The organism is Nocardia sp. NBC_00511 (assembly GCF_045161165.1).
Lineage (GTDB): Bacteria > Actinomycetota > Actinomycetes > Mycobacteriales > Mycobacteriaceae > Nocardia.
On the sequence record NZ_CP107849.1, the window covers coordinates 911,683 to 924,910 of the forward strand.

A 13,228-nucleotide genomic window follows, 5' to 3' on the forward strand; every position below is an offset into this window, starting at 1 on the left:
ATTGTGTCGAGACTTCGAGCTGTGGAGAGATTTCCAGCAGTGGAGATTCGAGAACGATCTTGCCCAAACCGCAGTGAGAGGTAAACGTGATCGGTCGCACTATACTGATAGGCGTGACTGATCAAACTTATCAGCCCACCCTGTCACAGCTGCGTGCGTTCGTAGCAGTCGCGGAGTATCGGCACTTCGGTACCGCGGCGACCCGGCTCGGCGTGAGCCAACCCACGTTATCGCAGGCGCTGGCATCACTGGAAAACGGACTCGGGCTGCAGTTGATCGAGCGCAGCACCCGCCGGGTGCTGGTCACCGCCGACGGGAAACGGGTACTGCCGCAAGCCATTGCCACCCTCGAAGCCGCTGACCGTTTTGTCGCATCAGCGGCCGGAGTGGGCCTCGGCGGCACCCTGCGACTCGGCATCATCCCGACCGTCGCCCCCTACGTGCTGCCCACCCTGCTGCCCGAACTACGCAGGCGCGTGCCCGCTTTGGTTCCACACGTGATCGAGGACCAGACCGCTCGGCTGCTCGACGGCTTGCGCTCCGGAGTCCTCGACGTGGCCCTGCTCGCGCTGCCCGCCGACGCCGCGAGCCTCATCGAGATCCCTTTGTACGCCGAGGAATTCGTGCTGGTGCTGCCCGGCGGCCACGAACTGGCCGGGCGCGCGGACCTGACCGCCGCGAACCTGGACGCGCTGCCGCTGCTGCTGCTCGACGAGGGCCACTGCCTGCGTGAGCAGACCCTCGACCTGTGCCGCTCCGGCGACGCGCAACCCAGCACCGTCGGCGACACCCGCGCCGCCTCGCTGTCGACCGTGGTGCAGTGTGTCGCAGGCGATCTCGGCGTCACCCTGATTCCCGAGATGGCCGTCGCGGCCGAAACCTCGCGCGGCACGCTGGAAATCGCCACCTTCGCCTCACCCGCTCCGGTGCGCACCCTCGGTCTCGCCTTCCGCGCCTCCACCGCTCGCGCCGAGGACTACGAACTGCTCGCCGAGATCATCCGCGACTGCCGCCCGCACGGCGGCGTGCCCACTTTGCGGGCCCGGACGGGCGCGGTTGCGTCGGCACAGGGTGTCTGAAACGGTTGGGTTATGCGGATTCACCACCTGAACTGCGGCACGCTCGGATTCGGCCTGGTCGATCACTGTCTGCTCATCGAAACCCGTGACGGGCTGGTGCTCGTCGACACCGGGTTCGGGCTCGACTGTGCGCGTCAGCCCGCGAAGCTGGTGGGGCCGAGCCGGTTCGTCATAGGTGCGAAACCGACCGAGGCGCAGACCGCGATCCGGCAGATCCAGGCGCTGGGCTACGACCCGCGCGATGTCCGTCACATCATCCTCACCCATCTGGACCTCGATCACTCCGGCGGTCTCGCCGATTTCCCGGAGGCGACCGTGCACGTGCAAGGGCCCGAATTCCGGGCCGCCACCGCCACTCCCACGCTGTCGGAGAAGCTGCGCTACCGCGCGGTGCAGTGGTCGCACGGGCCGAAATGGATGGTCAACGAGGTCGAGGGCGGAGAGAAGTGGTTCGGGTTCGACGCCGTTCGCGACCTACCGGGCCTGCCGCCGGAGATCCTGGTGGTGCCGCTGCCCGGGCACACCCGCGGGCACGCCGGGGTCGCGATCGATCACGGCAACGGCTGGCTGCTGCACGCCGGTGACGCGTTCATCCAGGAGTCGAGTATCGATCCGGTGCAACCGCATACGCCCTTCGGCTGGAAGCTCTACGAGTCCGGGGCCATCGTGCGCGAGGCGCTGCGCGACAACCAGCGGCGGCTGCGGGAATTGAAGACGATCCGCGGCGAGTACGTGACGATCATCAACTCGCACGACCCGAATGTGTACGCGCGGGTGGGTGGGCGATGAGCACCGCTGCTGCCGGAGTCCGTCCCGCGAGCCGTGGCAGGTGGGCGCGCACCCGGGTGCCCGGCGACGGTCAGCCGCTGTTCGCGTACGGGACGCTGCGATTCCCCGAGGTGCTCGGCGAATTGATCGGGCGCACACCGGATTCGGAGCCCGCGACACTGGCGGGTGCTCGCCCGGCCGCCTTGCCGGGGCGCAACTACCCGGGTCTGGTGACCGCGCCGGACACCGTCACCGAGGGCTTCCTGCTCGGCGGCCTCACCGCCGACGAATGGCGGATCCTCGACGCGTTCGAGGACGACGAGTACGAGCTGCGCCCGGTCTCCGTGCACGCGGGCGACCGCGAGCTGTACGCGTGGACCTACGCCTGGACCGCGCCGGTGCTCGCCGAGACCTGGTCCGCGACCCGGTTCGTGACCGTCGAACTTCCCGGCTACCAGGCGAAATGCGCGGCGTGGCGGCGGGATCTGGTCCTACTGAGCGAGACTGTATGACGCGGGCCACATCCGTGCGGTAAATGTTGGTCGCATGGATGCAGTTGGCTTGGTGGCCGGGGCGCGCACGCAGGCGCTCGGAGATCTGCTGCGGCGCAGCGCGGCCCGGCTTCCCGGCAAGACCGCGCTGGTGTGGCGGGAGCGGCGCGAGAGCTTCGCCGATCTCGACGCCGCGGTGAACCGGGTCGCGCACAGTCTCGCCGATCGCGGTGTGGCGCACGGGGATCGGGTGGCCCTCTACACCCACAACTGTCGCGAGTTCGTGCTGCTGTATTTCGCGCTGGCCCGACTGGGTGCGATCTCGGTGCCGATCAACTTCATGCTCACCGCCGACGAGGTCGCCTACCTTCTCGAGCATTCCGGGGCGACCGCGCTGGTCACCGAGGACGCGCTGGCCGGTGCGGCCGAGGCGGCGGTCAAACAGGTGGACACCGAGATCGGCCTGTTCGGCTGGATCCCGCTCAACGGCCTCACCCCCGCCGTGGGCTGGGAGGACGTCACCGACTGGGAAAACCATTGCGACGCTTCGGCCCCCGAGGTGACCGTCGGTGACGACGATCCCATTCAGCTCATGTACACCTCCGGCACCGAATCCCGCCCCAAGGGCGCGATCATGTCCAGCCGCGGCCTGATCGCCCAGTACACCAGCGCCATCGTCGACGGCCGGATGACCGCCGACGACATCGAGGTGCATGCCCTGCCGCTCTACCACTGCGCCCAACTGCACTGCTTCCTCACCCCCGACCTCTACCTGGGCGCGACCAGCATCCTGCTGCCCGGCCCCGACCCGGTCACCCTGTTGCGCACCATCGAAACCGAACGCGCCACCAAACTCTTCTGCCCGCCCACGGTCTGGGTCTCCCTGCTGCGCCACCCCGACTTCGACACCTTCGACCTGTCGTCGCTGCGCAAGGGCTACTACGGCGCGAGCATCATGCCCGTCGAAGTACTGCACGAACTGTCCCACCGACTACCCGGCGTCCAACTCACCAACTTCTACGGCCAGACCGAACTGGCCCCGCTCGCAACGGTTCTCGCCCCCGAAGACCAACTGACCAAGCCTGGTTCCGCAGGCCGCCCGGCCCTCAACGTCGAAACCCTGGTCGTCGACGACAACGATGTCCCGGTCCCCGTCGGCGAGGTAGGCGAGATCGTCCACCGCTCCCCGCATGCCATGCTCGGCTACTGGAACGACCCCGCCAAAACGGCGGAAGCCTTCCGCGGCGGCTGGTTCCACAGCGGCGACCTCGGCGTGCTCGACGCCGACGGTTACCTCAGCGTCGTCGACCGCAAGAAGGACATGATCAAGACCGGCGGCGAGAACGTAGCCAGCCGCGAGGTGGAAGAAGTCCTCTACACCCACCCCGACATCTCCGAAGCCGCCGTGATCGGCATCCCCCACCCCCACTGGATCGAAGCGGTGACCGCGATCGTGGTGCCCCGCAACGGAATCACCCTCGACCACGACAACATCGTCGCCCACTGCCGTGAACGCCTGGCCGGTTTCAAAGCGCCCAAATACCTCGCCTTCACCGATGCCCTCCCCAAAAACCCCAGCGGCAAGATCCTCAAGCGCGAACTACGCACGGCCTACAGCCATCTCGCCACCGAGGACTGATCACCGGATCCCCGGGCTGTCGGAGGTGTTCGTTAGAGTTGCTCATGACGCCCAGGGAGCTGTTCTTTCAACTGGGAGCTGACGGCCGACGGCGGGTTCACCTGTCGTTGTGCGCGGACGCCCTGCCGGTCTGGATCGGTTATGTTCGGGGCCGGTCGGCTGTGCTTCGGTATCGCGACTCGGTTGTCTGGATGCGGCATGACGTGGACGTCGAGCTGCCTGGCGATGCGCTTCGGTCCGCTTGTGCCGGTGTGGATCTCACGGATGTCGGTGAGCGGTATCTCGAGCCCATCTGTGCGTTGCAGGATGACGATCTGGCCTTTCCCGACCCGATCGAGTTCGCCTATTACGCGATGTACAACTGTTTTCGCAGGTATGCGAGTGGTGACGATATCGATGATTGGGTGATCGTCAACCAGGCCCTGTCCGCTCACCATGTCGACGAAGCGGCGTCACGACTCTCGCGCGCGATCGAGGAGTTCGGTCACACCACGAGCGATGAGCCCCACACGGGCGAAAGCTGATGCGGGGCTGGTGATCTCGGTCACCGCCAGGGGCCGATCACTCGATCGTGTCGACGTGGGCGATATTGGCGCGGTCGCCGGGATCGGTGCTCGGGGCGGCGGCGAACCAGGCGTCGAGGATCTCGTCGAGTTGGGCGCGGGAGGTCAGGCGCAGGCTCAGGGCCAGGACGTTCGCGTCGTTCCAGCGGCGGGCTCCCTCGGCGGTGTAGGCGTCCGCGCACAGGGCCGCGCGGATGCCCGCGACCTTGTTGGCCGCGATCGACGCGCCGGTCCCGGTCCAGCAGCACACCACCGCCTGGTCGGCGCGGCCCTCGGCGACGTCGCGGGCCGAAGCCGCACTGGCCCAAGCCCAGTCGTCGCGTTCGGCCGGGTTCAGGGCGCCATGGGTGGTGACCTGGTGGCCGCGCTGCCGGAGTTCCTCGACGAGCGCGGTGGCCACGCCGGTGTCTTCGTCTGCCGCTACCGAAATCCGCATGGGTGCAGTATCGCCTGTCGGCTAGGGCAATTGGAGTTGCTCGATGGCGATCAGCAGGCGGATGTGGGTGTCGGACCAGGCGTCGAGGGCCGCGCGGCCGGTCGCGGTGGCGAGTGCCCGGCCGAGGGTTTCGACGGTGGCGGCGGTGGTGTCCAGGCCCAGGCGGCGCAGGGTGGCGGCGGTTTCGATGGTGCGGGTGAACCAGCTCGGGGGTAGGTGCCGGACTCCGCGATGGGGAACCTCGGCCGACAGGGAGAGGGCTGCCGACAGGGCCGCGGCGAGCGGATCCGCTTGCGGCAGTGCGGTTCCCGGCGGCAGGTCGCGTTCGGCGGTGCCGAAGCAGGGGATGTGGACGGTGTCGCCCGCGACCACGGCGGTCGGGTCGAGGGTCAGGTGGCCGTGCTGTCGCTCCAGTGCGCCGGCGATGTAGCGGACCGGGCCGAGCTCACCGGAGAGGGCGTGGGCCAGGGCGTCCACGGCCCCGGGAGCCGCACCGGAATGGGTATGGGTGAGGGTGGCGCTGCCGTGCGTGCTGTGCACGGTGGCTTCCAGGCGCTGCTCGCCCGGCAGGTAGCGGACGTCCGTCACCGAATCCACGACCACCGCGCGCAGCGATTCGCCACGCACCCGGGGGCGGATCAGCGCGGGCGGGCGCTCGGCGAGCCGGGCGGATTCGGCGGCGAGGTCGTCGATCAGCAATTCCGGTGGCAGCGTGGACCAGTCACCGGCCGACGGCAGCACCGAGGTGCGGGCGACCCGGCTGGTCGCCAGGCGCATGGTGCGGTTGGCCGAACGGACCGCCGATTCGGTGACCACGTTCCCGGCCGCCAGATCCGTGAGCCGGGCCGACCCGGCGCGGCGGTGACCGAGAGAGCGCGCCGAAGGTGGTTGCGCGCCCGCGGAAACCGTCGTGGACTGGGCCAGCGTCAGCACGATGCGGGCCTCGGGATGCGCGAGATACACCTCCACACCACGGGATTCGTCATCACCGGTGACACGTGCGCCCAGACCGGTGAGGCGCAGGTGACGCAGTGGCGTTTGTGCGGACTCCTCGGTCCCCAGGACTGGGACGGCATCGCGTCGGCCCGCGCGTTGGCGGGCAACGAGTTCCGCGATCAGGGCCGCGGTGTGCAGGGGATCGTGGCGGGCGCTGCGATCACGGTAGGCGGAGAGTTGATCGAGCAGATCGGTCAGGGCGTCGTGCGGCCAGCGCGCGCCCGCGGCGTCCATGGTGCGCTGGGTCGCGGTGAACACGCCGGGCAGTTGCGGACCGGCGTGTGCGACACCGTCGTCCAGGAGATCGGCCAGCGGGGTGAGAACCGTGGTGGCGGAGGTGATCGCGGCCGAATCGTCGGCGGCGTCGCCGACGGTGACCTCGAGCCGCACCGCGTCCGGGTCGAGACCGTCGGCGACCTGACAGGCCCACACCGCCTGGGCGATGGCCTCGGTGCGCGCGCCCTTGGCGGCATCCACGCGGGCGTAGCCGAGATCGCCCGGCACCAGGAAACGCACTGTCACCGCCGACAATTCGACGGAGGGCACCGGATCCTGGGCGCTCGCGCGCACCACGGTGGCCCGGAATCCATTGCGGCGCGCCTTGCGGGCGGCGGTCATGGCACGGGTGCCGAGCAGCTCGCGCAGCTGGTCGTCGGTGAAAACGCCCGGCGACCAAAGTGATTGGGGCGGAGCCTGATCCGGGGCCACACCGTGGGACGTATCGGCCTCACCGGCGCTGGTCGGGTCTTCACCGCCCAGCGCCGTCGCCGCCGCGGGACCGCCCTGCTCGCGGTAAGCGAGGACAGCCGTCACACGATGGCGGCACACCGTGGTCGCGCCGCAACTACAGCCGGTCGACTCCAGCGGGACACCCACGACAAGGGTGGTCGTGACACCATCCGGGAACACCAGTTCGACTGTGCCGTCGTCGGATTCGGTGAGCGTCGGCGGCGTGGCCGCGAACTCCTTGACGGCGCGTTTGAGGATGCCGCGATTGGCGAGGGTGATCAGCGAATCGTCGGTGAGGGCGAGCAGGTCGGCGCGCATGCGGGTCATCCGATCGTGTCGGCGATGAAGGCGGCCAGCTCACCGGGAGTCATCGCGCCCACGTGGACGCCGACATCGGCGAGGCGGCGGCCGGTTTCGTGGTCGAACACCGGGTCGGCGTTTTCGTCCAGGGCGGCCAGCCCGAGCACCGTCACACCCTCGGCGACGAGTCCGGCGGCGGTGCGGATCAGCCAGCCGCGATCCCCACCCTCGTAGAAGTCGCTGATCAGGGCGACGATGGTGCGGCGCGGATTCTCCACCAGCTGCGCGCCGTACGCCAGCGCACGGGCGATATCGGTGCCGCCGCCGAGCTGCACCTTCATCAGCAGCTCGACCGGATCCTCGACATCGCGGGTGAGGTCGACGACCTCGGTGTCGAAGGCCACCAGATGGGTCTTGATGCCGGGCAGATTCCACAGGCAGGCCGCGGTCACCGCGCTGTGGATCACCGAATCGGTCATCGACCCGGACTGATCGACCAGCAGGATCACCTGCCAGTTGTCGACATGCCGCCGGGTACGAGCCCGGAAGTGCGCGGTCTCGACATACAGCCGCTGTTCCTCCGGCCGATAGTGGGCGAGGTTGGCGCGCACCGTCTTCGGGAAGTCGAAGTCGGCGGCGCGCGGAATCCGGCTGGGCCGCCGCGAGCGGGTGCCGGTGAAGCAGACCCGGATCTCGCTGGCCATCTTCTCCATGATCTGCCGCACCACCTGCTCGACGATGCGGCGCGCGATCCGCAGCACCTCGGGATTCATCAGGTGTTTGGTGCGCAGCACCGCGCCGAGCAGTTCGGCATTCGGTTCGAGCCGTTCGAGGACTCCGGGATCGGTCATCACCTCGTGCAACCCGTAGCGCTGCACCGCATCCCGCTCCAGGCGTTCGATGGTGGTCTTCGGGAACAGTCGGTGCACGCTGTCGAGCCAGTCGACCGCCTGTACCAGCGATGGCCCGGAACCGCCGGTGCGCCGGATATCGCGGCCTTCGAGGTCGCCGTCGCGTTCGTAGAGCCAGTCCAGTGCCGCGTCCCGTGCGCCGGTCCGGGCGTCGAGGGCCGCGCCCCCGGTGACCCCGGAACCGGCCGCGCCGAGGATCAACCGCCAGCGCTCCAACGTCGGGTCCAGTTCAGACATGTTCCGCCCCCTCAGGTTTCGCGTCGGTCAATCGGTACTGCTGCATCAACTGATCGACCCGGAGTTCCGCCTGTCGGGCGCGCGCCAACACCTCCGCGTCGGCGCGCAGTCGTAGCAGCGATGAGCCGGAACCGGTGAGCCCGCGCGCCTCCAGTAGCCGTTCGGCGATGCGGGCACGTTCGCGCGGTGGGAACCAGGCGAAGGCCAGACGTAGCGCGGGCAGTGCGCCCAGGAAGTCGGTCTCGCCGTAGCGGCCCACCAGTTCGTCCAGCAGGGACAGCACAGGTGTTGCGGCACCGTCGTTTTCGTCGTCATAGGTGGAGTCGGGTTCGTTGCCGGACTCTTCCAGGAGTTGTTCGCGGGCGACGGCGAACAGTCCGGCCAGGAAGTCACCCAGGATCTCCGGCGCACCGGCCGACCGCACCGTGCGCACCACATCGACGGTGTCGTGCGGCGCGAGCACGGCCACCACCCCGACGGCAGCGCCGCGCAGGGCAGGCGGGCGGTCCGCCGCCGTGCAGCGCCGGAACACACCGACCAGATCCGTTCGCGTGACGGTCAATACCGCCTCCGCGTGCAGGGCGGCATCGCGGACGGCGACGAGAGCTTGCAGCAGTCCGTCGTCGGCGGGGGCCGGGCCACCACGCAGCCCCTCCACCAGCCAGAGCAGGCGCAGGACGGTGACATCGGTGAGCGCGGCCAGCACCGGCGACGCGGAGGTGCCGAAAAGCCGGTCGTAGCGCCATAATCCGAGGGTGACGGCCAGCAGCCGCCCCAGGCCGACCGGATCGCCCGCCGAACCGACGAGTCCACGCACCGAATCGATGATGTGGTCGGTCAATTCGGTGAGTCCGCACAGGGTGGCGTCGAACAGCACGGCCCCCAGGGCCCCGGTGTCGGGTCCGGCGGCGGTGAAACGCTCACCGAGCTGGGCGGCCGCGGCCTCGGCGCAGCTCGCGCCCAGCGATCCGGCCTCGATGAGCGAGGGCAACCGCAGGACGGACGGCGTGACGGTCCAGACTTCGATCGGCTCCGGAGCCCGCCCGATCGCGGGCCCGCTGCTGCGTTCGTAGCCGGGGATGCCCAGTACTCGCAGTCGATGCAGCAGGCGGCTCGCGTGCAAGCCGTCGGGGAGCGCGAGATCGATTTGGTGCCGGCCCTTTTCGGGGATCCCGTAGCGGGCCAGCTCGCGTTCGGCATCGTGCACCAGCGGCGGATGTGGGGTGGCCTCGTGCAATCGGCCGATCGTGGTGCCGGAAAGGGCCGCCACCATTTCCACCACCACCGGGTCGGTGCCCGGCCGCAACTGCCCGCGCCCGGTCCAGGGCAGCGGGCGATCCAGGGCCTCGGTGATGAGGGTTCCGGCTAGACCATCGAGAACATCGGTGCGCGAGGGTGATTCGTGCCCGCGCAGGCGGCTCAGGCCGAGCGTCAGGGTGCGGGAGCCGATCAGGGAGGCCGTCGACACCGGCTGCCCGCGCTCGCGCAGTCGCCGCACCACCGCATGGGTGACGCTGTCCGCCGCCCGATCCGGGCCGTACTCCCAAAGCTGCTGGTAGTAGGCGGGACTCGGCATTCCGGACTGGTATCCGGCGAAGGCGTCCAGGCGCTGGAAGCTGAACGGCACCAGGAAACTGCCGCCCGCGCCGTCGCCCGGAAACGAGGGGACGGCAGGCCACTCCGGGGTGGGCGCGGTGGATTCGACCGGTTGGGCGCCGAATTCGAGCAGTCGGCGGATCAGCGCCGGGCGATGGAAGCCGCCGGTCACCACGACGATGTCAGCGGGGCCCTCGGTGCCCGCCACGGCGGCGTGGATCCACTCCGCCATGTACTGCTCGCGGGCCAGATCGCCGGGCGTGGTGGATTCGTCGCCGCGCACCAATTCGAAGTAGGTGGAGAGTCTTTCGCCCAGGGTGGCATCGTCGCCGAGCTCGAACAGGTGGTCCCAGAGGGCGTCGATATTGTCGACCGCGAACTCCCGGCACAGCCGCTCGACCGCCCGGTCGTAGCGGCGTTCGGCGTCGGCGTAGCGGTTCTCGTGTCCCTCGAAGGCGCGATGCCAGGCGGGCAGGTCGATGAACCGAACCTGTGCGCCCGCGTCCCGGCCCTCGGTGAGCGCCAGCCACTCCGGTGAGTAGTCGCACAGCGGAGCCCACGACATGTGCCGGGTCTCGGTGTCGCGGTAGCTGGTGAACACCGCGATCGGCAGCTGATGGGCGAGCAGCAGTTCGCCGAGCCGGTCGTTCATCTCGGCCGGGCCCTCGATCAGCACGTGTGCCGGTCGCAGCGCGCGCACGGTGTCGCGGACCAGCCGCGCGCACGCCGGACTGTGATGCCGCACCCCGATGAACGTGACCCGCACGGAGCCCACGGTGACGGCCGCGCTCGCGGCCGCGAAGTCGATATCCACGGTGCTCAGCCCGGCAACTGGAATCGCGCGTCGTGCAGCGCCTTCCACGCCTTCCCCGGTTTGCGCGGCACCTGCTGCTCCAGGTAGCGGCGCAGCCGGGCCAGATCGTCCGGGTCGTCCTTGGCGGCGGTACCCGCCAGGCAGTGCACGATATCGGCCGAGTCCCCGGTCTCGCCGCGCAGATACCAGCCGCGCAAGCCCACCGCGTGCGCCACCGACACCGCCTCGGCCGTACTCATCACCGCCGACATCCGATCCAGTGAATCGCCGGAATCGGTGGTCCCCGAACGCAATTCGCGGAACGCGGTCACCAGCACCTCGAGCACGTCGCGCTGCGGCGCCCGCGGCACCCCCGACTTGCGCAGCAGGTTCTCCGCCTCGGCCTCCACCAGCGCCAGCTCCGCCGCGAAATCCCCGATGGGGAACACGGTTTCGAAGTTGAACCGCCGCTTGAGCGCCGCACTCATATCGTTGACGCCCCGGTCGCGGGTGTTCGCCGTCGCGATCACATTGAATCCCGCTGTCGCGTACACCATCTCACCCAGTTCCGGCACCGCCAGCACTCGATCCGACAGCAGCGACAGAATGGAATCCTGCACCTCGAGCGGACACCGGGTGAGCTCCTCGAACCGCACCACCTTCCCGTCCCGCATGCCCCGCATCATCGGCGCGGGCACGATCGACCGCTCCGAAGGCCCCTCCGACACCAGCAGCGCGTAATTCCACCCGTACCGAATCTGATCCTCGGTAGTGGCCGCCCCACCCTGAATGGTCAGCGTCGAATCCCCGGACACCGCCGCCGAAAGCAACTCCGACAGCAACGATTTCGCCGTCCCCGGCTCCCCGGTCAACAACAACCCGCGCGTGGTGGCCAAACTCACCAGCGCCCGATCCACCAGCGAAACATCCCCCACGAACTTGTTGGCGATCCCCAACTTCGGATCCCCGACAATGAACCGCTTGGCCGCATCCACACTCAACGCCCACCCCGGCGGCTTCGGCGCATCATCCCGCTCCCGCAGCAGCGCCAAATCCTCCGCCCAGCGCAACTCCGCAGGCGGCCGCTGCATCATCTCGGTGCCGCTCATACTTCCCCCGTCTCCATCACGATCATCTCGCTTGCGACTGTAGACAATCGCACCGACAGCGCCCCGCGGTGTCCGGCACCGGGATTCGCGGTCAGAGGTTGCGGTAGAGCGTGTTCAGTCCGACCGTGAAGGCGCGCAACTCGGCGGGCCCGAGACTGGCGAACGTCGCCGACTCCACCTCGTCGAGTGCGATGTCCGCCGCCGCGAGTACGCGGGCCCCGGCCGCGGTGAGCGACACGATCTGCCGTCGTCGATCGGCCGGATCCCGATTGCGTTCCACACAGCCGTTCTTCTCGAGACCGTCGAGGTAGGCCACGATGTCGCCGGAATCGAGCCGCGCCCGCTCGGCGATCTCCTTCTGATGACCCGGCCCCTGCTCGTTCAGCGTGCTCAGGATGACGTGCTGATTCGGCAGCAGCCCGGTCCCCGACAGTGCGTCGACGTACTGCTGGCGGACCTTCATGGCGGTCCTGACCAGGACATAGCCGGGCCGGGTGTCGAGCGACCGCGGCGTGTCCGCAGGGTGGTGGATCATGCTGCTCAGCATATCTTCCGAAGTATCTGCCAATCATTGGTATTGCCAGTGATTGGTAACCCCGTCTAACCTGACCGCAGGTATCGCGTTGTGGCGGTGCACTTCTGGGGTATTCGGGGAGATTGCCAATGATTCAAGAACTTTCGTACGTCGGGCTCGCCTCGCCACGGTCCGAGGACTGGCGCGACTACGGGCCGAACCTGTTGGGCGCCATGCTCGTTGCCGACGGACCGGGCGGAGCGGTGCGACTGGCGGTCGACGACGTCGACTACCGGATCGAGATTCACCGGGCCGAGGCGGACGAGTTCCGCTACGCGGGATGGGGGATGGCCAACGAGACCGACCTGCACGCATACGTCGATCTACTCGCCGGGCGCGGTGTGGACGTGCATCAGGGTGACCAGACGTTGTGCCGGGAACGTGAAGTCGCCGAGCTCGCCTGGTTCTCCGATCCCTGGGGCCTGCGTCACGAACTGAGCTGGGGAAAGTCCGCGACACCCAACTCGTTTCAGCCGGGCCGGGTGATGCGGGGCGGATTCGTGACCGGCGATCAGGGCCTGGGGCACGTGGTCTTCCAGGTCCCGGACCTGGTGGAGGCGAACCGCTTCTACGCCGACACCCTCGGATTCCGTCTGTCGGATCGAATCATCAACGACCACTTCAATATTCGCTTCTACCACGTCAACGGCCGCCACCATTCGCTGGCATTGGCCGAGACGCCCGGTCACATCGGATTCAATCACCTGATGCTGGAGTATCGGCACATGGACGATCTCGGCCGCGCCATCGACCTGCTGGCTCGCAACGACACCGAGATCGTGCAGACGCTCGGGCGGCACACCAACGACCTCATGACCTCGGTCTACATCGGAAGTCCCTCCGGCCTCCAGATCGAACTCGGCTACGGCGGCCTGGTCGTCGACGACCTGAGCTGGGTGGCCCGGACCTACCGCAAACCCAGCTACTGGGGCCACCGCTACACCGGGAACGCGATGACGAAGGCGCGCGGGATCATCCGGTCGATCGCCTAGGCCGGGTGTGCCCGG

At 68.6% G+C, this 13,228-nt stretch carries 12 protein-coding genes; 6 read left to right on the forward strand and 6 right to left on the reverse strand.

What is annotated here, in order from left to right; translation table 11 throughout:
- The first annotated feature begins 113 nt into the window (after positions 1-113).
- From OG300_RS04410 to OG300_RS04430, 5 genes are read left to right on the forward strand one after another with little or no spacing between them, the layout of a single operon-like run.
- Positions 114-1,079 (forward strand): hydrogen peroxide-inducible genes activator, encoded by a 966-nt coding sequence (locus tag OG300_RS04410; protein ID WP_405492392.1) that lies wholly within the window; start codon positions 114-116, stop codon positions 1,077-1,079.
- 12 nt (positions 1,080-1,091) lie between these two features.
- Positions 1,092-1,868 carry an MBL fold metallo-hydrolase gene (locus tag OG300_RS04415; protein WP_405492394.1) on the forward strand — a complete coding sequence of 259 codons (777 nt, stop codon included), beginning with the start codon at positions 1,092-1,094 and terminating at the stop codon, positions 1,866-1,868.
- Entirely contained in the window at positions 1,865-2,359 is a 495-nt protein-coding gene (locus OG300_RS04420) for a gamma-glutamylcyclotransferase family protein (RefSeq protein WP_405492396.1), read from the forward strand. Before OG300_RS04415 ends, OG300_RS04420 begins: the two co-directional genes overlap by 4 nt.
- A 34-nt stretch (positions 2,360-2,393) precedes the next feature.
- Positions 2,394-3,977: an acyl-CoA synthetase gene (locus tag OG300_RS04425; protein ID WP_405492398.1), complete on the forward strand. Its 1,584-nt coding sequence runs from the start codon at positions 2,394-2,396 to the stop codon at positions 3,975-3,977.
- Positions 3,978-4,021: 44 nt separating this feature from the next.
- Positions 4,022-4,501 carry a hypothetical protein gene (locus OG300_RS04430; RefSeq protein ID WP_405492400.1) on the forward strand — a complete coding sequence of 160 codons (480 nt, stop codon included), beginning with the start codon at positions 4,022-4,024 and terminating at the stop codon, positions 4,499-4,501.
- A gap of 37 nt (positions 4,502-4,538) precedes the next feature.
- Here the strand turns inward: OG300_RS04430 and OG300_RS04435 are convergent, their stop codons facing one another.
- The 6 genes from OG300_RS04435 to OG300_RS04460 all read right to left on the reverse strand — a co-directional run bounded on the left by OG300_RS04435 (position 4,539) and on the right by OG300_RS04460 (position 12,182).
- Positions 4,539-4,976, reverse strand: a complete 438-nt coding sequence (locus OG300_RS04435) for an RpiB/LacA/LacB family sugar-phosphate isomerase (RefSeq protein ID WP_405492402.1) — start codon at positions 4,974-4,976, stop codon at positions 4,539-4,541.
- A 21-nt stretch (positions 4,977-4,997) separates the two neighbouring features.
- A complete protein-coding gene (locus tag OG300_RS04440) occupies positions 4,998-7,019 on the reverse strand; it encodes a hypothetical protein (RefSeq protein WP_405492404.1) in 2,022 nt (673 codons plus the stop codon).
- Between the two features lie 5 nt (positions 7,020-7,024).
- Positions 7,025-8,149: a VWA domain-containing protein gene (locus OG300_RS04445; RefSeq protein ID WP_405492406.1), complete on the reverse strand. Its 1,125-nt coding sequence runs from the start codon at positions 8,147-8,149 to the stop codon at positions 7,025-7,027.
- Positions 8,142-10,607 (reverse strand): DUF5682 family protein, encoded by a 2,466-nt coding sequence (locus OG300_RS04450; RefSeq protein WP_405492408.1) that lies wholly within the window; start codon positions 10,605-10,607, stop codon positions 8,142-8,144. Before OG300_RS04450 ends, OG300_RS04445 begins: the two co-directional genes overlap by 8 nt.
- A complete protein-coding gene (locus tag OG300_RS04455) occupies positions 10,565-11,647 on the reverse strand; it encodes an AAA family ATPase (RefSeq protein WP_405492410.1) in 1,083 nt (360 codons plus the stop codon). The genes OG300_RS04450 and OG300_RS04455 overlap by 43 nt, the downstream gene beginning before the upstream one ends.
- A 91-nt stretch (positions 11,648-11,738) precedes the next feature.
- Positions 11,739-12,182: a MarR family winged helix-turn-helix transcriptional regulator gene (locus OG300_RS04460; protein WP_405492412.1), complete on the reverse strand. Its 444-nt coding sequence runs from the start codon at positions 12,180-12,182 to the stop codon at positions 11,739-11,741.
- Positions 12,183-12,310: 128 nt separating this feature from the next.
- Here OG300_RS04460 and OG300_RS04465 point away from each other — a divergent pair, with 128 nt between their 5' ends.
- Positions 12,311-13,213: a VOC family protein gene (locus OG300_RS04465; RefSeq protein WP_405492414.1), complete on the forward strand. Its 903-nt coding sequence runs from the start codon at positions 12,311-12,313 to the stop codon at positions 13,211-13,213.
- Positions 13,214-13,228: the final 15 nt, after the last annotated feature.